Source organism: Caballeronia sp. LZ001 (genome assembly GCF_031450875.1).
Taxonomy (GTDB): domain Bacteria; phylum Pseudomonadota; class Gammaproteobacteria; order Burkholderiales; family Burkholderiaceae; genus Caballeronia.
In genome coordinates this window covers 448,419-468,989 of the sequence record NZ_JARTVX010000001.1, presented here as the reverse complement: position 1 = coordinate 468,989, position 20,571 = coordinate 448,419, and the positions used below count along the sequence as shown (strand labels likewise).

The window sequence follows — 20,571 nt, the reverse complement described above, 5'->3', positions numbered from 1 at the left end:
CTTTCCACTTGGCAGTAACGTCCCAGCCCTCTGATTGGTCCAAAAAGCCGCCTCCGCCCTGTGCCAATGGGCGTTTGGCGAGGCGTAAATGGGGTTACCCCCATTTTACCCATTAAAACCTTCACTGCTAATGATAATTAGCAGTCCAGTATATGAAGCAGAACGTCGAACTCTTCAATGCAACGTGCTACTGCTCATCTAGTCGAACTATGGGCATGTCCGCAGCCTTCGCTGGGTCCGTGATTGCATGCTTTTCCACAACGAAAGGTAGAATGCGCGCTATGTATCCCTTTCGGCGCTTGTTGTTTCGGGGCAGCGCGATAAGCCGGCTACGCCTGCTGGCTGCGCTCGCCCTCGTGTTCGTGCGCGCGCTCCTGCCGGGCGGGATTATGCTCGACCCCATATCGGTGGCTACCGGCGATCTCACGCTTGTGATGTGTTCGGGGCACGGTCCAATGTTCACGCATCACGCCAGCCCAACCGCGGCGATGCCCGAAACATCGCCCGAAATGGACATGGGTCAGATGATGGGCACGATGGACAACGTCCCGGAGATGTCTGGCATGTCGGACTCTCACTTGCACGACGCAATGGCGGCAGACGATGGGATTTGCCCATTCAGTGCCGCGCTTGTTCTGGCGTGCGTGGGAGTTGCACTTGCCGTTGTGCTTTTCGGCCTGACACGTGTCGCGCGATCTTGGAGTCCAGCTCCTGCGCGCACGCCGTTGCGCCGTTCGCCTCATTCCCTGCCGCTGTCGCGGGCACCTCCTCTTTTCAGCTGAAAGACGCTTTCCCCGCTGCGCACGCCGTGACGGTGCCGCGCACGTTCGACCATTCTTTCTGCTGGATCGACATTATGAATATCACACAACGACCGCCTCTCGCGGGCGTTCGAAACGCGCGGACGTACGCAGCGCTCAATGACATCACAGCCAAGCACGGCGCGCTGGTGCGCATGAAGACTGTACCGGCACATGTCGCGATTGCACTGGTATGCGCAGGGCTTATTCCTGCGCATAATGCGCGGGCCGCGGACTCGGCGGCACCTTCAGCCGACCCGCAAACGCACGACAGTGCTAACGGTGTTGCGAATGATCAAGAGTCGGCGAGCCAGGCGTTGCCGCCTGTTGTCGTCACCGGCACGCACGGTTCGAGCTATGAGGCGCAAAATTCGGACAGCACAACACAAACAAATACGCCCCTCAAGGACTATTCCGCATCCATTCAGGTTGTGCCGTCGGAGGTCTTGCAAGACCGGGGTGTCACTCGCATCGATCAGATAGCGGACAACGTGAGCGGGGTGCATGCCGAGGCGAACTACGGCGGCAACGGTGCGACCTTCTTCAACATTCGCGGCTTCAGCGAGAGCAATGGCTTGCGCGACGGCTTTCGCAACTACGGCTACTATGCTTTTCGCGACGTACAGAACATTGATCGCGTCGAAGTGTTCAAAGGTCCGGCGGGCGCGTTATATGGCGGCATTGGCGCGGTCGGTGGTTATATCAACACCGTCTCTAAACGGCCTGAGCGCGACAACTTTGGCGAAGTCGATGTGACAGCGGGGACCTACGGTCTGGTGCGCTCGACCCTGGATGTGAACCGCGTGCTGAAGGACGAACTGAGCTTTCGGCTGAACGCCTCGGGTGAAAGCAACTCGACCTTCCGGGATAACGCGGCCTATCGCTCATGGTCGGTGGCGCCGGCGATCACTTGGGACAATCACCGGGGCACGTCGGTGACGCTGCTGACCGAGTACAACCATCTGAACCGCGATGGCTTCGACTTCGGTGTTCCAGCTGTGCCCAACTATCAAGACCTTTCTCGCACTCGCTACTACGGACTTCATGACGGAGTGTACCCAGGAGTTCAAGGCGACTACGGCAGGAACGACACCTTTTCCGAAACCGTGCTATTCGAGCAGGCGCTCTCAGCGAATTGGAAGTTGCGACTCTCTGGTCAATATGCCTATGCGCGCCAGCTCTCGACGCAGTCATTTCCCGACAGTACGACTGCCGTGGGCAATTTGCTCGACTATTCGGTCTATAGCGGCGCGAACGAATTCTCGCGACAGTACACTGCCCGGGCCGAGCTGGTCGGCGATTTCTACACTGGAAGCTTCAAGCATTCCTTGCTCGCGGGCCTAGACTACGGCTATCTGAAACTTGGTAACGGCGGCTCACAGGTGTCTAACATGACGCTGGACCTATTCAACCCCGACTATGTTTCCGGGCTGACGCCGAGCAATCCGTTGCTGGGTCACCAGAGCCAGGGCAAGGATTACGGCGCCTATGTGCAAGATCTGGTCGAACTGACGCCTCAAATCAAACTCCAGCTCGGCATGCGCGCGGATCGATTTTTCAATCGCACCGACGAAGTGGGCGAAGCGACCGTCCGAGGTCAGCAGACGACGTTCTCCCCGCGCGTTGGGCTGGTGTGGCAACCCATGGGGAATACTTCGTTTTTTGCGGACTGGAGCCGCAGCCACGCGCCTAACGTCGGACATAGCGGCAGCAACGTCACCTACAATGCGGAAGTCGCGGAGCAATTCGAGATAGGCGTCAAGCAAGATCTCATCAAGGATCGGCTGAGCGCTAACCTTGCCTTATTCAGTTTGAACCGAAATCACATTCTCACGACCGACCCAACCGACCCGTTGCTCCAGGTGTTGACAGGCAAGCAGAAAAGTCAGGGGGTGGAGCTCGACATCGCCGGCAACATTACGCCGCAATGGAAAGCCATCGTCACGTATGCCTACGCGCTCGCCAAAGTCACGAGTGACACGACTTACCCCGTCGGCGATCTCCTCAGTAATGTTCCGCGTCACAGCGCAAGCCTTTGGACGGTCTATCAGTTGCGGTCCATACCGGGACTGCAGTTTGGGGCTGGCGTCTATTACGTGGGCTCGCGAGAGGCAGCCCTGCCGAACACCTTCAAGCTGGCCAGTTACGTGCGCACCGACGCCATGGCGTCCTACCAGCAAGGCCACTGGAAAACGCAGCTAAACATATTTAACTTGTTCAACCGCAAGTACTACACCGGCGGTTCGGCCGCGACTTTCGACTACACGCTCATGCCCAGTCCTCCCTTGACCGCGCAAGTCACCGTTTCATATAGGTTCTGATCACGGGCGGGCGGTGCGACACTGCCCATTCATCGCGCCGCTCACGCCACGATAGTCGACCCTGTATGCGCTTCACACTGAGCGATCCGTCCGTCAAAAAGCCGCTTGTTGCATTCATCACCCCGCCTATTACCTGATCGGATGTAGCTTGATGGCCCAAAAGAATCAGTTAAGCCCGATGTCGGTCCGCGCCGGACAGCGCACACACTTTGCGCTTCACGACCGCCGGGCAACGAGTCTCGCGCCAAAGCCACTACTTGAGTTCCGCCAAGTTGGCTTGAATTGGCTGCTCGACTACTTTCTGATATGGTCCGTTATCAGATGGAGGAGGAAAGGATGGACCGTATCGCTACGCTGCGGCTAGCATTGGTGCGCTCGGCGGACGATGAGGCTACATTCAGCCCAAACTACCAACGCGAGCTCAGAGAGTTCTATCAGCTAGTGCGTGCCGACCGTACGCGGATGAGCGCCGTGTCATTCACAATGCACGGCGTACAAGACGATCGCGGTTTTACCGGCGAATTCATTGTGCCGCTCGCTCAAACGATCGGCTCAACCCTTTTGCGCGGCGCGCTGGCTTGGCGGCAAAGCCGTACCGGACGCACATTGCGGATGACCTTTAATAAATTGGAGTTTGATATCGGTACCTCAGATGAATTTGAGGCGCTCCTGAAGCGGGCGCAGGCGATCTACGGCCTAGCCTAGTTCTTGCCGCTTCGATAACGCATTTATGCGGCTGGGCCTCTGTGACGCTGACGGCGACAGATGTACGGTGGCGTTTCCGTGTAGCGTTCGGGAAACGAACAACTGGCCGAGGTGCGCTAGCCTCGAATCAATCCGATATCTGGACAGTTAAAAATTGCGTCGAGCCATGCCTTCGCCCAGGCAATGCCCCGATCACGCGCCTCGTTTTCGGTGTCGAAGTAGCCGATGTCGCTGAAGATGAACATCTCATCGTCGTGTGGGGCGTCGAGCGATCGGCGCGCCACTGCCGCCCAAGAATGCCAATGATGGCCATCCCGCTCCGGGTAAGATCTGATCACCCATATTCAAGATTCGCGCCCATTATGCTTCCTGATACCCGTTGCCGGCGGTGCCTTTTCCTAACTCGTATCACATAGAATCAAAAGGTTGTTTTCCCTTGTTTATTTTAGGCGAGCAGTCGGCAGGGAAGTAACTCACAGACATGCTAGGACCGTCAATAGCAATGGTTTTTCATCCCGGGAGGTCGAATCCGTATAGCGAAGCCCCTGCCTTTTCAGAAGTAAGCACCGCAAAGCGCACATATTTTTTGGCGAACAAGAGCGAACCCCCGTTAGCGGGCTGCCTCAGGCCCGTCGCATGCTCGCCTTATTTCCATCACCTGCTTGCGCTACCCACGCGGAAATCGCACGCACACCAATGCAGGCAGTTTCTCAAACGGTTGACGAGGGCACCGACGAAGAAGAACGTGCCAGTGCATGCCGAGACCAAGCAGTCGGCAGTCGATAACCAGATTCACACGCCATGAATAGACTTGCTCAAGCGGAACGCCTTGAATGGCTCATCCGTTCCCTTACTTGCGGGCGGTATGGAGATTCGTTTCTCGGAACGGACGCACAACTCGAGGCCGACTACGTAGCCGCAACACAGGACGCTCTAACCAAATCCCGCGGTAAGCTGCGGCCTCGCCATCTCATCGAAGACCTGATTACCTTGAGCGAGCGTGGCATTTTACTTCGTCGGCGCATTAAAGGCGGCTTCAGCTACGAGGTGCGCCAGAGCACCAAGAACGAGACCCCCGAGCACGATCGTGTGTTGTCTTTGCCTTTTACGCCTAGTCTTCGAACGCTTGAAGAGAATCTCCGAGCGCACTTAGTGGAAGCAAGTAAATACGAACCGGGCTCGCTCGGGTACCGTGCGAGTGTGCGCATCGCCGCTAATGTTCTCGAGACACATTTAGCGCGCTGGCCCCGAAGCTTAGAAGTGGAAGAACGACTGTGGAGGATGCTTAGCGATGCCTGGAAGTGAGGCGCGCGGACTATGCTGTGCTCCTAGCTGAACTATAGGCTCGCTACTTCATGCAAGGGAAACACCGGCGTCGCCGTCTGGTTGCCGTTGCGATTGCCGCCGCTTTTCAGATGCTACTGCTGGCCTCCTGGCTCTGACCCAGAGCCGCAGTTGCGCGGAGTGTAGCTTGAGGAGCGCTTGCGCCGCTGTTTCGGCGTCGGGGAGCGAACCGACACGGCAGTCTCGCACAATAACCGGAACACGCCTCGCGAGTGTAATCCGTCCGGACAGCCCGTCCCAGGCACGATGACGGAGCGCAGGCGTTTTAATAGCGAAAAAACTTTTGTATCACGATGAGATACAATTCCTAGCTCGAACCGTGTAAGTGCAACATCTTCGGGTCCATTACCATTCGCTCACCGTCCATTCGTGTCACGCTGGTCGCAGACCAAGGTTCAATGCGGCTAGTCGGCATCGTATCGCGCAGCGATCTTATTAAGCCCGCACGGACGCACTTTGACGAAGAACATCGGCGGGAGCGGTTCAGGCGGCAAATAACGGCGCCGAAACACTGAGAACGCTGGACGCATGCCATGCGTTTACGACGCCGGTTCGTAAGCACGCGGCGATCACATCTGGTTTTCGATTGCTTGGCGTAAGAGCATACGTTTCCACGATCAGGAAGCGGACACGTGCACACTATTTCCCAAGACATATCGGCGGGCCGCACACGGCGGACCTATAGCGCCTCGTTCAAGTCTGAGCTTATCAACCAATGTCGGCAGGTCGGCGTCTCATGTTCAGCCGTGGCGATCTCCCATGGCCTGAATCCCAATGTGCTGCGACGCTGGATTAAAGCGGCCGCCGACCCCAGCGACGCTACGCCGCCTGAGCCCAACTCGCTTGATATCGACGTCAAGCGGGCTTTCATCGCGCTGCCAATGACTGTGCCGACACCACAAGCGCCCGATGCGGCGCAAGTGAACGTGCGTATCGACATTCAGCGCAACGGCACAACGGTGTCAGTGCTGTGGCCGCAGCTTTGCTTGAGTGAGAGTGCGGCTTGGGTTCGGGAGGTGTTGCGATGATCCGCATCGACGCCATTTGGCTTGCGACCGAACCTCTTGATATGCGAGCCGGCGCCGATACCATCCTTGCACGCGTGGTGAAGGTTTTTGGGTCCGCACGGCCACACCACGCATATTTATTTGCCAATCAGCGCTCGACGCGCATGAAGGTCCTGGTCTACGACGGATTTGGTGTCTGGCTTGCTGCGCGACGCTTGAACAAGGGTCATTTCGTTTGGGCCAGTGATCATGGCGATGTCGCTGAGACATTAAATCTCGAGCAACTGCACGCACTTGTGATCGGGCTGCCCTGGCAGACGTTGGCGCACGATCACGTCATCGCGGTGGTATAGCAAAGACGTATACAGTTTCGATTCCCCCGGCTTGCAGGTGCTGGCAAACTTGAGGACATGGAATCCCCCACTGATCTCGACGCTCTGAACCCCGATCAACTGCGCGCGCTTGCGCGTCAATTGATGACCCAGGTCGACGAGAAGACGCGCGAATCGCACTACCGCCAAACGCGCATTGACCAACTCACGCATGAGCTCTCGGTCATCAAACGTCTGCAATTCGGCAGGCGTAGCGAGCAGCTCACCACCGAGCAATTGAGCCTGCTGGACGAGGCAATCGATGAGGATTTGGCCGCGTTGGAAGCTGAGCTCGATGAGCTGCGCTCGGATGTGCCGCAGGAGAAGCCCCGCAAGTGTGCCAAACGCTTGCCGTTGCCGCCCCAGTTACCCCGTACCGATATCCACCACGAGCCGACGGAGTTGAGTTGCTCCTGTGGCTGCCAGCGGGTGCGTATTGGCGAGGATATCAGCGAGAAGCTCGACTACACGCCGGGCGTGTTCACTGTTGAGCGCCATATCCGCGGGAAATGGGCCTGTAAAGCGTGCGAGACATTGGTCCAGGCGCCCGTGCCGCCACATGTGATCGACAAAGGAATTCCGACTAATGGATTGCTTGCACAGGTGTTAGTCGCCAAATACGGCGACCACCTTCCTCTGTACCGGCAGGAACGCATCTTCGCCCGCGCGGGTGTTGCAATTCCACAGTCGACGCTCGGCGGCTGGGTGGGCATATGCGGTGTGCGTTTGCAGCCCCTGGTCGAGGCGCTTCGCGAGGAATTACTGCGCCACACCGTCGTACATGCAGATGAAACGCCGGTGCAGATGTTGAGCCCCGGCAAAGGGAAGACACATTGCGCCTATCTATGGGCGTACACGTCGACCCAATTCGCAGACGTGCGCGCGGTCGTGTACGAGTTTGCAGACGGTAGATCTGGCGAACATGCTCGCGCCTTCCTGGGCGACTGGCGTGGCAAGCTGGTCGTCGACGATTACAGCGGCTATAAAGCCGGATTCAAGCTGGGCATCACGGAAATTGGCTGTATGGCACACGCACGGAGAAAATTCTTCGATCTGTACGAGAGCAAAAAAAGCCAGATCGCCGAACAAGCACTGAAATTCTTCGTGGCGCTCTACGACGTCGAGCGCGAAGCAGCTAACTTGGACCCTGAACAACGACGAGCGATTCGCGAGGAGCGAGGCCGCCCGATTGCACAAGCATTGCACGTCTGGATGCTCGCACAGCGCAAACTCGTCGTCGCGGGTTCGCCGATCGCCAAAGCACTGGACTACAATCTCAAGCGCTGGCAGGCGCTTACGCGCTATCTTGACGATCCTCAGGTGCCCATTGATAACAATCGAATCGAGAATCTGATTCGGCCCCGGGCAATCGGAAGGGCGAATTGGCTATTCGCGGGTTCTTTACGCGCTGGACAACGAGCTGCAGCTATCATGAGTCTCGTGCGTTCCGCCCAGCTTAATGGGCACGACCCGTACGCATACCTAAAGGATATTCTCACGCGGCTGCCGACGCAGAGGGCCGATAAGATCACTGAATTGCTTCCGCATAATTGGGTACCAGCCGCCTCCTGATTAAGCGCACCCGTGACTTTGCCGGGCGCTTACGCCGGTTCGGGCCCCCGATGTGCACGTTGCTCCGAACGAGCGGCGCGACCGTTCGTAACGCTGGTCGTGAGCGACAAGACCGAGCGTTTCTAACGACGAACAACGCTGGCGAACCTTCTTGTCAAACGACACAACCCGCCATGCCGCAACTTCCTTCGGGTTTGCAAAGTAACAGCATAGAGCTAACCAGGGTCTCGGGACAGGCAATTGCTTTACGTGATGCACCGCATGGTCGGAAGCATCTGGCAAGCCATTGGAGGCAATCATGGATTCGTTTTTGCAAGCTGCAGCTATAATTTTCGGAGTTGCGACGCTAATTGTTGGGATTGCCGCCACGTTGTACTTAGCAGGTGCAGACACATAGGAACGGTGAGACCAGTTGAAACCCAACCGCGCTGTTGGCCTTAACCAACGGGCATCATCCATCATGACGAAAGCCCGCACCACCGCAGACACTGACCCACAGTCCCAATCCCAGTCACTGGACCAACCGGGACGATCACAGGCTGTTTCGCGCGCGTCGGCGAGGCGGGGATCGCGCTGGAATTTATCCCTGAAGCCACCGTCGTCCGAGTTAAAGAACGGCCGGATTTGGTGAAATAGTTCCCGCAATCAGTGGGACGACGTAATCTCAATCGCAACACCGTGCGTGAAAAACGTCCGGCCATGATTTCCTCAGAAGCACCTTTCCAACCGCCGCCATAAAGAGATTCTACGCGAGCCGCCGATTTAGATCGCGGATTCGGTCTACCAATTCTGCCTTTGTTAAGTCGTCCAGGGAGCTCAACATTAGCGCGGGCTCTATATGCGCGAGAAGATCCCGGATCTCACTGCGAGCGGAGACTCGGTCCTCCTCATCGCAATTCTGCCAATGACGCTCAACGATTTCGACTTCGCGGCGCCACATGGTTTGTTGATGGAGCTTATTCAGACGCTCGGATGGATATTTTCGCATTTGGCGCTTCACGCAAAAAAGGCCCGCCGAGGCCGGTAAAACGGTCAGAGAGATGATCGCCTATCAGGACGAGCGATGCAGCACACGCCCAGCGCGAGCGCAGAAACATTTGCATAGACCTTCGTCGGTGAGCGTCGTTGGCATCCTGAGCGAACCAGACCAAATGCGAATCGCCCTGTCGAGCCACTATGGTGACACCCGACGAACACAGGCGTACATCTTTCATGTGCTAACTCTACGGCATGTCAGCGCTACACTTTATTTTCGGTCATCCATCCTATAGTGCAGCATTACGATCTCCCATAAAGCACGTACTTCACAGCCGACAGTTAATTGGATCGACCTAAAAATCGTGTTTGCCAACCAGAAATCACCATCTAGTTCATTGCGCGCATTGTCGAGCGCTAGCCTCTCGGATGCGAACTGTCGAGGTACGACACTACGGCTTTTCAATGAACCATCGGTCTGCAGACACCTCCACCGCCATACTTCATCAGAGCATTCAAAAGCGACAGTGAAAAAACGATAGCCACCAGGAACCCGTTTATACAATCGGCAGATTGAACTTTCACCCCTTCCCGAAACTGCGCGCCAGCGACTGATTGACCCTTCGATGGCGGCGGCCGCTGATATCATGCTACGCGTCTCACCATCAAAGGCGTTCGAGTTTCGACTACGGCGTACAGCCGCATCACATCTGTCACCGTAAGCACTGACGAACCAGATCATCATCGATTTTTCTCAGATCGCGTACGAAGTAAAGAACGGCCGTTCATCATGGCGAGCGTCTATGCTATCTGCTCGGGACGACTGCTCGTTCAAAGATCCGTCAGGGGTAGAAAGTGGCAGCTGGGGTGCGCACTGAAGCTCGCTCAGCGACTAGCGAGAGCATGGCTACGGTTCGGGACAAATGCTCGAATGAGCAAGTACACTCCAGCCAGACCCACCAAGATATAAACGATCCGTGCGCCTGGCAGATCCGGCACCAAAAATAGCGGCGACCAGATCGAAGTGCGCTAGCCCAACTAACCCCCAATTAATAGCTCCAATGACCGCCAGAGCTCCGGTAATCCAATCAACCGGGTTGCGACGTACGACTACCGTTCCGTTCGATGTCACTGTTGGCATAATTTGCTCCTCAAACTTTCACGGATATGAAGCCAATGACGCGCATGGTCTCGTCTTTGGCTGGGGGTGGCGACGGTTAGTTTGTTTAACAGAGTCAACCGGCACCCTCTGTACTTGGACATCGTTGGCTGCCCATCGCGGCAAGCTGCCCTGCAAGGACCACGAGCCTCAACGATTCACTTGCCGACTTCTTCTTCGGAAAGCTCTTGCTCTGCAAGCAGCGTTAACTTCTGGTCCGTCGCCTTTTCTTCTTCCAACGTTTCAAGAAGAAGCTTCATGCCATCGTTGTAGCCAAGCTTCTTGGCGAGCGCGGCAAGCGTTCCGTAGGTCGCAATTTCGTAGTGTTCGACTTTTTGCGCAGCGGCAATGAGCGCCGCATCGAGGATCGGCCCCTTTTCGATTTCCTCAATCTGTTCCTGCCCCTCTTCGACTAAGCCCTCCATCGCGACGCACTTGACGCGCTTGAGCTTGATCGCGGATAGCTCGACGACTTGGTCAATTCGGTCAATCTGGCCCTGCGTCTCTTCCAAGTGCGTCTTGAACGCGGCGGCCAAGTCTGGATTCGTTGCCGCTCGCGCGAGCTTTGGAAGCGCCTTGGTCAATTGCTTTTCTGCACTGTAAACGTCGGACAAAGCATGAATAAACAGGTCGTTGAGGGTGGTTGCAGCAGCCATGATTCTCTCCAAGACAGGGTTTGGGTAAGAGCACGTCAGTAACTGCAATCCGCATGCCGCGTCGCGGCAATAGCGATTCACATGACTAAAGAGACCGCGAAGCGTGCGCCTCAGGGTGATTCCCAGCTTTAGAACTTGCCGCGTGTCTGTATCGACCAAGCAGCTGGCAGCGTCGGCTCGCATTGCTCGGCACCATGGGAAGCGCAAAGTGTCAGTAGCGCCGGTAGGCAGGCGCTAGGTACGGCCTGGAACCATCCTCGAAGTTGACGCTGCACGAGCGCGTCGGCTAGCGCATCGTACGGGAAATCGACAGACTTCAAAGCGATCGACAGCCGTTCCGCTGCGCAGCGAAGTGCTAGGCGCCGCTCCGCGGACGGCTGGAGACGATTGAGGTCTTTCAGAACTTGATTACGCTTTGATGCACATAGTGCGGAGTGCAGCAGCATTTGTTGTAGTACATAGTAAAGTGGAACACGAGAGTCTTCAGGAATTGTCGTTAAAAGGGGGCCAAGCGATGATTTGACTTCGGCGACATCGGCGGCGCCAACCATGACACATGCGAGCCGTGCCCACTCGGATGCAGATAATCGACGTAAGTCTACGGCAGCCGCATTGTCCGTCGCGCATGCCGAAGCCAGCTCAGCTACTGCTTGGTAACTCATTGCGCCTTTTGCCTTGTTCACTTTAACTGACATAACCATCAGATTGCCCGGCGCATACGCGCCATCGTTGTTAATACGATCAACCGACCAATCTGTATCGCAAAGTGCTCCGTGTGTGAGAGGCAATAAGGTGATCGGGCAGAAAGGCACGTCGATTCGCCTCAGATACGAAGGTGTTACCCCTGCGTCCAGGATACGACGCCGTTTGTACGCATTGATGCGCAGTTGCAGCCACTTCGACACAAACCGGTCCGGGCGGTGTTGGGGAACACGGAAATGCTCGCGTCCTGCAGCGAACCCTTCAAGTACTGCAGGATCGTGCACGCCTGCATCTAGCGTTCGCCCAAACCGAGCAAAGTCCCAGCCGATATCGAACGCGGTTTCAAGTGTGCTTGCCGATAACATTGCGTTACCCCGGCGAATGCATTCCGAATGAGTAACTGGCAGGCAGCACCTGCTTGCCCGCAGTTGACGATAAAATAGCTAGCGTCTTGGAAGCGCCTCCCGTTTATTGCACACCCTTCTTGGCCGCAAGCGCCTGCGCCATCTCCAGGTGATGTTGAATAGTGGGCAACGCTTTTTGCGCGGCTTTCTTCAAATCGGCGTTTTGGCCTTCCTGGGCTTCCTTTTGGAACGCGGCGACGGCCTTCTCGTGTCCTTCGATGCCAACGGTTTTTATATAGGCCGTATCGAACGCTTTACCCTTGAGCGGCTTAAGCGTATCGAGTACCGCCGTGTCCGAATTGTCTTTAGGGACCGCAACGCCATGAGGCGCAGCCATTTTGAGCTGGACGGTCAGTTTCGTGTGATCAATCATCATGTGGTGCGCAAAGTCCTTCACGTCTTTATCTTGCGACTGCTTGCTCGCAAGCTTTGCCGTGTCGATTTCGGTTGAGCTCGATTTGGAAGCCGCCTGCACAAAGGCTTTATCGATCGCAGGAAGGTCGTTCGCCTGCGTGGTGCTGGCGGCCTGCGTTTGCGCGAACGCGGAAGGTCCCGCAACGACAAGCGCAGACATCAGTGCCGCAAAATGGACCATATTGAATTTCACTTTTGAGCTCCTAGCGTTCGGTTTGGAAGCACTTCTAACGAGCAACCGGTGTGCCGTAGGGATCTAGGGGTTCTCTAACGCTCCACACTCTAGAAAATGATCGTCTGCGGCACACGCAATGCTGTTCACTCTTCGTCGAGCGGGCGACCGAGCCGCTCAGCTTCTCTTTCCCGCAACCTCATGCAACCGGCGGTATTCCCGTGAACAACGCTGAATCGAATCCGACTCAATCGCAGCAGAAGGAAATCCAGGCACGTACGCCATCTGAGACGCCTGCTACAGAAACCGCCCGCGCCGATCCGCAAGTGATGAAAAATGAACATGCGGGGAAAGAAAGCCCTCCTGCTTCATATGCAAATGGCGAGTCCGATCCGCTACCCGGAATTGATCTTGACTCGGTGACCACGCAGTCAGCAGACCCGATCGAGCGCGCCAAGTCTCGTGTCGTCTCTGTCGATAACGCAAATATGGAGGCATCCGACGACACGGTCGACACGGACGGAAAGGGCCTCGAGGCAAAACGAGACCTATCGCCTCAACACGATAATGTGATCGGCACTAACGCTACATTGGTGAACAACGTTCCCGCGCCCGCCGGTGGCCTCGGCGGTATTGACAGTCGAGCGGAAGGCAATCGACCTGTGATCCATCTCCGCGAGGGATGGACAATGGTCTATCACGGGTGCGTGGAATCGGCGGACCGCAACGGTGGCCGTGTTGAGCATCTCATTTCAATCGAACGGATCCACCACTGAATATGTTTTCGTTAAATGAGCTCGGTCGCAGCGACTTCTTTCAAAGCAACTTTACGCTTGTCATGGCCAGCTTCCTTGCCATGGGCGCCCTATCTGCGAGCGGCTGCTCGTCAGGCGGCAGCTCGGCGCGCGAGGCGGTCAAGCAAGACACGCAAGCCTACCGATGCGCTGGTTTCGATCCGGTGGCTGACGAAATCGATTATCCAGCAGACGTTGAACGAGCGAGTAAGCGACTTCAGGCCACTCCCGCCTGTCGCAGCGACGCCGGAGCTGGTGCCAGCCGGCCGGAAGCGTCTAGACCAGAGTGACGGGGAAATTGGGTCAGTCGCAGCACTCAGCTTCGATGAGGAGGTTCCATGCTGCGCGCAAAAGTAGCCGTTTGTGTGGCAAGCGGCACGCCTGCTCTGAGAGCAACCTTACTGTGTCTGATGGCGGAAGAGGGACTCGTCTGCAGGCGCGAGAGCAAAGCGCTAGAGTTCGAGTGCGAAGGCGCATCGTCTGGATTCAGACGATTTGCCGCGCGAGCGATGAGCCTGCCTGGGATCGAGTCCGTTTCTGTGCACCGAACAATGAACACATCCGGCTGAGCCGCCAGAAAGTCATCCGAACGAACGTGGGAACTACTCTTTATGCTGCAGGTACCGTTATTGGCAGCGAGCGTTTATGTCGCGTGGCGGTATAAAAGCGGCGCACTGTGGCCACGACTTCAGAGCCGACGTCCCTGCCCTCCAGGAAATCATCGATATTCTCATAGCTGATGCCATAGCTGTCTTCATCGGGACGCTGTGGCGTAAGTGTTTCCAGGTCGGCAGTCGGAACTTTGCTGACAAGCCGTTCTTCTGCGCCCATCGACCGCGCCAGTGCCCTCACACGTCGCTTGGTCAGACCCGAAAGGGGCAAAACATCGGCCGCCCCGTCACCATATTTAGTGAAAAAGCCCATTAACGATTCGGCGGCGTGGTCAGTGCCGATTACCACGCCCTGTCGAGTGCCTGCGATTGCATACTGAGCAATCATTCGCTCGCGGGCCTTGATGTTGCCCAGCACGAAGTCCCTTTGATATTCATCAGCGTATTGAGCGCCCGCATGCTCGAGCGATAGGAGCATCTCGTCAGCCGAGCCTTGGATATTGACGATGAGCACTTCGTCGGGTCGAACGAATTCCAATGCGTGTTGGGCGTCATGCTCATCGCGTTGAACCCCATACGGCAATCTGACGGCAACAAAATGTGCTTCATATCGGCGTGCCCGAAGGCGTTCAACGCTCAACTGCGCTAATCGGCCGGCAACCAAAGAGTCGACACCCCCACTGATCCCGAGCACATATGTTCTCAAGCCTTGCGAGGCGAGGTAGTTCGACAAGAATGTCACGCGTCGCTCACGCTCAAGGTCTTCGTCGAAATCTTGTGGAACGTTGAGCTCGGTGATCACTTCCTTTTGCCAAGCTCTCCAATCGTTATCTTCTTGCTGCATTTCGAACTCCTATGAGCTGCTCGACAGGCCGTTGAAGTGGTGTTCGATGCGTGACAAGGCGTAGAGCGCCGCAGCACGTCTAACGTCGTTACGTTCGCCGTTGAAAATCTTCGTTTCAGTCACGCACTCGATCTTGCCATTTTGGAACTTGAACGCCCACCCGAAACACTGGGTACCGGGTGCGGGAACATCACCCGCGTTTCCATCGGCCACCCCCGTATTGGAAACAGAAACATCTGCACAACACGCCTCAAGGCGAAGTGCCCCTTCTGCCATCTCCTTTGCGACTTCTTCACTGGTCAAGCCGTACCTGTTGTGAACTTTCGCCGTTAAGGAGCCAAACCGTTTTCGGCATAAAGGCGCCAGGGAGTTTTCGGCGTTTAGGCGCCGCAAGTTTTTCGGCATATAGGCGCTAGTAGATTTTCGCCGTAAAGGCGCCACTGGCGTCTGAGTCGGGCGCTCGAACTTCACCAACCGCTACTCTGCCGGCACGCATTTGCTCCGGAGGGTGGCTTGAAGAGGAAGAATGATATGAACACCTCCCACCCTCGATCGTGGAATGCTGGCAGGAAGCATAGCCTCACAGGCCAACGGCACCAGTGACCGAATTGGAAGACGATAGAGGATTACCCAATGAACCGGAGGCTTCAAAATGCCTTTGACAACGGTAGGTGTGGACATCGCGAAAAACATCATTCAGCTTCATTACATTGACGCTGAAACTGGGGAACTCATCAATAAGCCGGTAAAACGGACGTTGTTTTTGGAGCATTTTGCAAATCGGGCACCATGCCTGATCGGCATGGAAGCGTGCGGTGGCTCGCAACATTGGGCGCGTAAGCTGATGGCCATGGGTCACGAAGTGAAGCTGATGCCAGCGAAGTTCGTCAAGGCGTTCGTGATAGGTAATAAAAATGACGCAGCGGATGCGCGAGCAATTTGGATGGCCGTGCAGCAACCTGGCAAGTCAGTCGCGGTAAAGACAGAAACGCAACAGGCGGTGCTCGCTTTGCACCGGATGCGCCAGCAACTGGTGAAATTTCGTACAATGCAAATTAACAGTTTGCGAGGACTACTGACTGAGTACGGCGAGGTAATGGCCAAGGGGCGCGCTGCGCTTGACAAGGCGGTCCCAGGTGTTCTTGAGCGCCTGGCCGATCGTCTGCCAGCGATCTTGATCGACACGCTGCGCGAACAGTGGACAGGGTTGACGGAAATTGATAAACAAATCGTTGTGATTGAGCGGCGCCTGCAGGCGTGGTTGAAAGAGGACAAGGCATGTCGTGCAATCTCGGCAATACCGGGTGTTGGGATGCTGACGGCAACGGCGGCGGTCGCAACAATGGGAAACGCGAAAGCATTCAAGTCAGGGCGAGAGTTTGCATCTTGGCTTGGGCTGGTACCTGCACAAACAGGTTCGGGGGGTAAAGTTCAACTTCTTGGGATCAGCAGGCGTGGCGATATCTACTTGCGTACATTGCTGATTCACGGCGCGCGCAGCGTACTCTTTCTTACGAGGGAGCCCGGACCTTGGCTCGAGCAGATGCGGAAGCGACGTCCATTGAATGTAGCGGTTGTGGCTCAAGCAAACAAGATGGCTCGCACGATCTGGGCGATCCTTGCGCATGAACGGCAATACGACAAAAATCACGCGAGCGTAAAGCCGGCTTGAACATAGCAGCGCCTACGGAATCAACGTTTTAAGTACACAACACGTCGAAAGGTTGCGCTGGCAATCGTATGTGATGACAAGACAGGTCGGACCGGTACTCGCTAAACCTGAATCTCGAACAGAGCCTTGAGCTCGAAGGAAGAATGAGGTGCGAGTAAGCGGATTTCATAGTGGGCCGCAGCGTGCCAAGCTGCAATAAGCCTGATGGTATGGACTCCCGCCCCCTCCGGGGCGCACACTTCCGGAGCCACTTTCGGGAGATTCGATATGCCTACGCTCACCATCGGTCTTGATATCGCGAAAAACGTGTTCCAGGTTTATGGCGTCGACCGCAGCGGAAGACCTGCCATACAACGGAAGCTGCGCCGAGCAGATGTGTTGAAGTTCTTCTCGAAAGTCGAATCGAGTCTGATCGGCATCGAAGCATGTCACGGTTCGCACTTCTGGGCTCGCGAACTTACCAAAATGGGGCACACAGTGCGCCTGCTGCCAACGCAATATGTGAAGCCGTTCGTGATTGGTGGCAAGAACGATGCGAATGATGCTTCAGCTATCTGCGCCGCGGTATCAAGACCGGGAATCCATCCAGTACCGATCAAAAGCGCCGAACAGCAATCATTGCAGTCAGTTCATCGCATGCGTGAGCGGCTTGTTCACGAGCGAACAGCAAAGTCAAACCAGATACGGAGCATGTTTGCCGAAGAGGGCTTCATCTTTCCAATAGGTCTTGCCCAGTTAAGGCAGGGTGTTGTGGCTTTGGTCAACGATGCAGATGCTCACATCACTATCCTGCTACGGAGGCTTGGTTCGATGTATCTCGAACAGCTGGCAGCATTACAACGCTGGATCGACGAGCTTGCTTCTGAAATTGCTGACATATTCAAACGCAATGAGAGCTGCCAGCGTCTCGCTACAGTTCCCGGGATCGGACCGCTGGTCGCGACGGCGTTGTTTAGCGGGGTCGGCGATCCTATGCAGTTCAAGAAGGGACGGCAGTTCGCAGCATGGTTGGGTCTGACGCCCAAGCAGCGATCGAGTGGCGGCAAGTCAAAATTGGGCGGCATTACAAAACACGGTGACACCTATCTCCGCACCCTTCTCGTCCAGGGAGCGCGGGCAGTGATGCGCTTCGTCGGGCGTCGAGACGACCGGCACAGTTGCTGGATCAAAGCTGTGATGCAACGCCGGCATGTAAGCATCGCCACAATCGCGCTCGCGAACAAGACCGCGCGAATAGCGTGGGCAATATTGGCCAGTAGCGACAGCTTTAAGGTGGCTTAGCCATCCTGTAAAGAGTTGAGATTCATAACTCCATCCACGATTGCGCAAGAAGCGGTAAGCATGGCGAACCGGTCGGACCGGCGCTTGCAGATCCTGATATATCCGGCGGCTGCTTTACGAAGCCAAAAGCCCGATGAGGGGCAAGCGCGCAAACTTCCATGATGGCTCGTGCTGATGGCAGGCACATCAGAAGCCGAATGTACGGACGCAGTCGAGACCTTCAAAATGCAACCCGATCTTGCTCATAGGCGGGAGTCCATGTACGGATATAGAGCTGCAACCATCCTGCCGTAGTCGAAACACACGAAAAGCTGTCGCAAAACGGGAGGTGTTCATATAGTTCGAGATGTACCAATATCGACAGGTTCTGGTGCGAATGCGCCAGGGTGACTCCGACCGGGATATCGACCGGTCGAAGATCATGGGCCGTAAGAAGCTGGCAGCCGTGCGGGAGATCGCAACCGAGCGCGGGTGGCTTTCTCCGGACAACGCTCTGCCGGATGACGCGCAGCTTGCTACAGCGTTCAGCCACAAGGAGTTCCTGCCCGCGAGCTGTATCTCGTCGGCCGAACCGTGGCGCGAACAGATTGCCCAGTGGCACGACGCGGGCGTCCCCGGCACGACGATTCACAGCGCGCTGGTGCGCAACCACGGCTACACGGGAAGCTACTCATCCGTCTACAGGCTACTTCAGCAATTGAAGGCGGAGCTCACGCCGGATGTTCCGATGCGGCTTGAGTTCAAACCCGCAGAAGCCGCGCAAGTTGATTTCGGCGCAGGTCCGACCATCACCGATGCACACACCGGCGAGGTCCACAAGACGTGGTTCTTCGTGATGACGTTGTGCTGGTCGCGGCATCAATACGTTGAGTTTGTCCGCGATCAGAGCGTCGACACATGGTTGCTATGTCACCGTCACGCCTTCGAGTGGTTCAATGGCGTAGTGGGCCGCGTCATCATCGATAACCCCAAGTGTGCCATCGTCAAGGCCTGCATCTACGAACCCGAAGTCCAGCGCGCTTACGCGCAATGCGCCGAAGGGTATTCGTTCAAGGTCGATCCGTGTCCGCCGAGGGACCCGGCTAAAAAAGGAATTGTCGAGTCGGGCGTCAAATACGTGAAGTCGAGTTTCCTTCCTCTTCGCGAATTCCGTGACCTTGACGACGCCAACCGGCAAGCGCGAGCCTGGGTGATGCACGAGGCCAGCACCCGGACGCATGGCACGACGCGCGAAGTGCCGCTCAAGCGTTTCGAGGATGTCGAACAGGCGCTGTTGCAGCCGCTTCCCGATGTGCCGCCCGAGCTGGCAACCTGGGCGCGCGTGAAGGTTCATCGCGACGCCCATGTGCAATTCGAGCGCGCCTACTATTCTGTGCCGTTCCGGCTTGCCGGTAAAGATCTGTGGCTCAAGGCGACCGCCACCATGGTGCAGCTCTACTACGAGCACGAACTGTCGGCATCGCATGTCCGCCAGACTACGCCAGGAACGCGTATCACTGTGGCCGATCACATGCCGCCAGCAGCACAGGCCTGGCAAATGCACGACACCCAATGGTGTCTGAGAGAAGCACAACGTATCGGGCCGTCATGCTACGCGCTTGTTCACACGCTCTTCGGCGATCAGGTTCTCATCAAGCTGCGCGCCGTCCAGGGCGTGCTGCGCTTCGCTCAGCAGTTCGGCGCATCGCGCCTGGAGGCGGCCTGCCGTCGCGCGAATCACTTCGGCACGCCGAGCTACAAAGCCGTCAAGCTGATCTTGCAGAAAGGCCTCGATCAGACCTGGCTGTCGATTGAACCTGTTGAGTCAGGCTCGACCACCTACACCCACGGCGGCCGCTTCTGCCGCGATACCCAGACTCTCCTGATCCATTGAACATGAATCCAATTCCCGAACTCACGTCTTCTCTTAAGCAATTGCGACTGTCCGGCATCCTCGACACGCTCGAAGCACGCAACCGTGAAGCCATCGACCGTAAGCTCGCCTATACCGATTTCCTGACGTTGCTTATCCAGGACGAGATCGCACGGCGCGATCATCGAAAGCTCGACGCCCGCATGCGCCGCGCGAACTTCCGTGGACAGAAGACACTGGAAGGTTTCGACTTCGACCGGCTACCCAATCTTAATCGCGCCGTCGTCCATGATCTCGCGACCTGTCGCTTCATCGATGAGAAGGTCAGCGTGCTGATCGCCGGTCCTTGCGGAACAGGCAAAAGCCATCTGGCGCAGGCACTGGGCCACTCCGCCGCCCGGCAAGGTCACGATGTCCTGTTCATGACTCAGACTCGGCTTCTCAGCACGCTACGCAACGCGCAAGCCGTGGGCTCCTACGAACGGCGATTCCAGGCGCTTGCCAAGGTGCCGTTGCTCATCATTGACGACTTTGGACTGAAACCCATGCGCACGCCCGAAGACGAAGACTTCCACGATCTGATTGCCGAGAGGTACGAGCGTACATCGACTGTCTTAACAAGTAATTTGGATTTTACGGAATGGGGCGACGCGTTCGCGACCAACAAAATGCTCGGCGCTGCAACGCTTGATCGCTTGCGACACGCGGCATACCGCGTCGTGCTCGACGGCGAGAGCTACCGTGTTCCACGCCCGATGCCCGAGAGCAACAAATCAGCACTTGCGAAAGGAGGTAAAAACAAGGATTCTTGATCCCCGTTCGAGCCCCGAATCAGGCGCCTTTCGCTGGCGCCATTGCGCCGAAAACACCCGGCCCCTTTACGGCGAAAAGCAACACCTGTGCATTGTCGACTCC

17 protein-coding genes are annotated in these 20,571 nt (G+C 56.6%); 10 read left to right on the top strand and 7 right to left on the bottom strand.

The features are described 5' to 3' along the window. Positions 1-697: 697 nt before the first annotated feature. Together P9292_RS02110 and P9292_RS02105 are read left to right on the top strand one after the other, a co-directional pair. A complete protein-coding gene (locus tag P9292_RS02110) occupies positions 698-3,121 on the top strand; it encodes a TonB-dependent siderophore receptor (protein ID WP_309957894.1) in 2,424 nt (807 codons plus the stop codon). A 336-nt stretch (positions 3,122-3,457) separates the two neighbouring features. Continuing rightward, positions 3,458-3,826 (top strand): hypothetical protein, encoded by a 369-nt coding sequence (locus P9292_RS02105; RefSeq protein WP_309851366.1) that lies wholly within the window; start codon positions 3,458-3,460, stop codon positions 3,824-3,826. 116 nt (positions 3,827-3,942) lie between these two features. Here P9292_RS02105 and P9292_RS02100 read toward each other — a convergent pair whose 3' ends face one another. Further along, positions 3,943-4,071, bottom strand: a complete 129-nt coding sequence (locus P9292_RS02100; protein ID WP_309851362.1) for a hypothetical protein — start codon at positions 4,069-4,071, stop codon at positions 3,943-3,945. Between the two features lie 1,731 nt (positions 4,072-5,802). Between P9292_RS02100 and P9292_RS02095 the strand changes: the two genes are divergently transcribed. The 3 genes from P9292_RS02095 to tnpC are packed head-to-tail and all read left to right on the top strand — an operon-like array spanning position 5,803 to position 8,120. Further along, positions 5,803-6,198: a transposase gene (locus tag P9292_RS02095; RefSeq protein WP_309957892.1), complete on the top strand. Its 396-nt coding sequence runs from the start codon at positions 5,803-5,805 to the stop codon at positions 6,196-6,198. Further along, positions 6,195-6,530 (top strand): IS66 family insertion sequence element accessory protein TnpB, encoded by a 336-nt coding sequence (tnpB, locus tag P9292_RS02090; RefSeq protein WP_309851376.1) that lies wholly within the window; start codon positions 6,195-6,197, stop codon positions 6,528-6,530. Before P9292_RS02095 ends, tnpB begins: the two co-directional genes overlap by 4 nt. 57 nt (positions 6,531-6,587) lie before the next feature. Beyond that, positions 6,588-8,120 (top strand): IS66 family transposase, encoded by a 1,533-nt coding sequence (gene tnpC, locus P9292_RS02085; RefSeq protein WP_309957890.1) that lies wholly within the window; start codon positions 6,588-6,590, stop codon positions 8,118-8,120. 1,882 nt (positions 8,121-10,002) lie between these two features. On the opposite strand, the gene P9292_RS02080 is transcribed toward tnpC, so the two are convergent. From P9292_RS02080 to P9292_RS02065, 4 genes are all read right to left on the bottom strand, one after another. Then, complete coding sequence (locus P9292_RS02080; RefSeq protein WP_309957887.1) at positions 10,003-10,236, bottom strand: DUF378 domain-containing protein; 234 nt, start codon at positions 10,234-10,236, stop codon at positions 10,003-10,005. Between the two features lie 176 nt (positions 10,237-10,412). Then, entirely contained in the window at positions 10,413-10,910 is a 498-nt protein-coding gene (locus P9292_RS02075; protein WP_309957885.1) for a DUF892 family protein, read from the bottom strand. Positions 10,911-11,038: 128 nt separating this feature from the next. Further along, entirely contained in the window at positions 11,039-11,977 is a 939-nt protein-coding gene (locus P9292_RS02070) for a hypothetical protein (RefSeq protein ID WP_309957883.1), read from the bottom strand. A 103-nt stretch (positions 11,978-12,080) separates the two neighbouring features. Continuing rightward, positions 12,081-12,611 (bottom strand): DUF4142 domain-containing protein, encoded by a 531-nt coding sequence (locus tag P9292_RS02065; protein ID WP_309957922.1) that lies wholly within the window; start codon positions 12,609-12,611, stop codon positions 12,081-12,083. Positions 12,612-12,823: 212 nt separating this feature from the next. Here P9292_RS02065 and P9292_RS02060 point away from each other — a divergent pair, with 212 nt between their 5' ends. After that, the gene (locus P9292_RS02060; protein WP_309957881.1) at positions 12,824-13,378 is read left to right on the top strand and encodes a DUF3005 domain-containing protein; all 555 of its coding nucleotides are present in this window, start codon (positions 12,824-12,826) and stop codon (positions 13,376-13,378) included. Positions 13,379-14,005: 627 nt separating this feature from the next. On the opposite strand, the gene nadE is transcribed toward P9292_RS02060, so the two are convergent. Next, complete coding sequence (nadE, locus tag P9292_RS02055; RefSeq protein WP_309957879.1) at positions 14,006-14,851, bottom strand: ammonia-dependent NAD(+) synthetase; 846 nt, start codon at positions 14,849-14,851, stop codon at positions 14,006-14,008. 9 nt (positions 14,852-14,860) lie between these two features. After that, positions 14,861-15,256, bottom strand: a complete 396-nt coding sequence (locus P9292_RS02050; protein ID WP_309957920.1) for a CinA family protein — start codon at positions 15,254-15,256, stop codon at positions 14,861-14,863. A gap of 247 nt (positions 15,257-15,503) precedes the next feature. On the opposite strand from P9292_RS02050, the gene P9292_RS02045 reads away from it, so the two are divergent. The 4 genes from P9292_RS02045 (at position 15,504) to istB (ending at position 20,468) form a co-directional block, all read left to right on the top strand. Next, a complete protein-coding gene (locus P9292_RS02045; RefSeq protein WP_309957877.1) occupies positions 15,504-16,523 on the top strand; it encodes an IS110 family transposase in 1,020 nt (339 codons plus the stop codon). Between the two features lie 267 nt (positions 16,524-16,790). Beyond that, positions 16,791-17,804, top strand: coding sequence for an IS110 family transposase (locus P9292_RS02040; RefSeq protein WP_309957875.1), 1,014 nt, complete (start codon positions 16,791-16,793; stop codon positions 17,802-17,804). Positions 17,805-18,150: 346 nt separating this feature from the next. Next, the gene (gene istA / locus P9292_RS02035) at positions 18,151-19,677 is read left to right on the top strand and encodes an IS21 family transposase (protein WP_309957873.1); all 1,527 of its coding nucleotides are present in this window, start codon (positions 18,151-18,153) and stop codon (positions 19,675-19,677) included. 2 nt (positions 19,678-19,679) lie between these two features. Continuing rightward, positions 19,680-20,468, top strand: coding sequence for an IS21-like element helper ATPase IstB (gene istB / locus P9292_RS02030; RefSeq protein ID WP_309957871.1), 789 nt, complete (start codon positions 19,680-19,682; stop codon positions 20,466-20,468). Positions 20,469-20,571 lie beyond the last annotated feature (103 nt).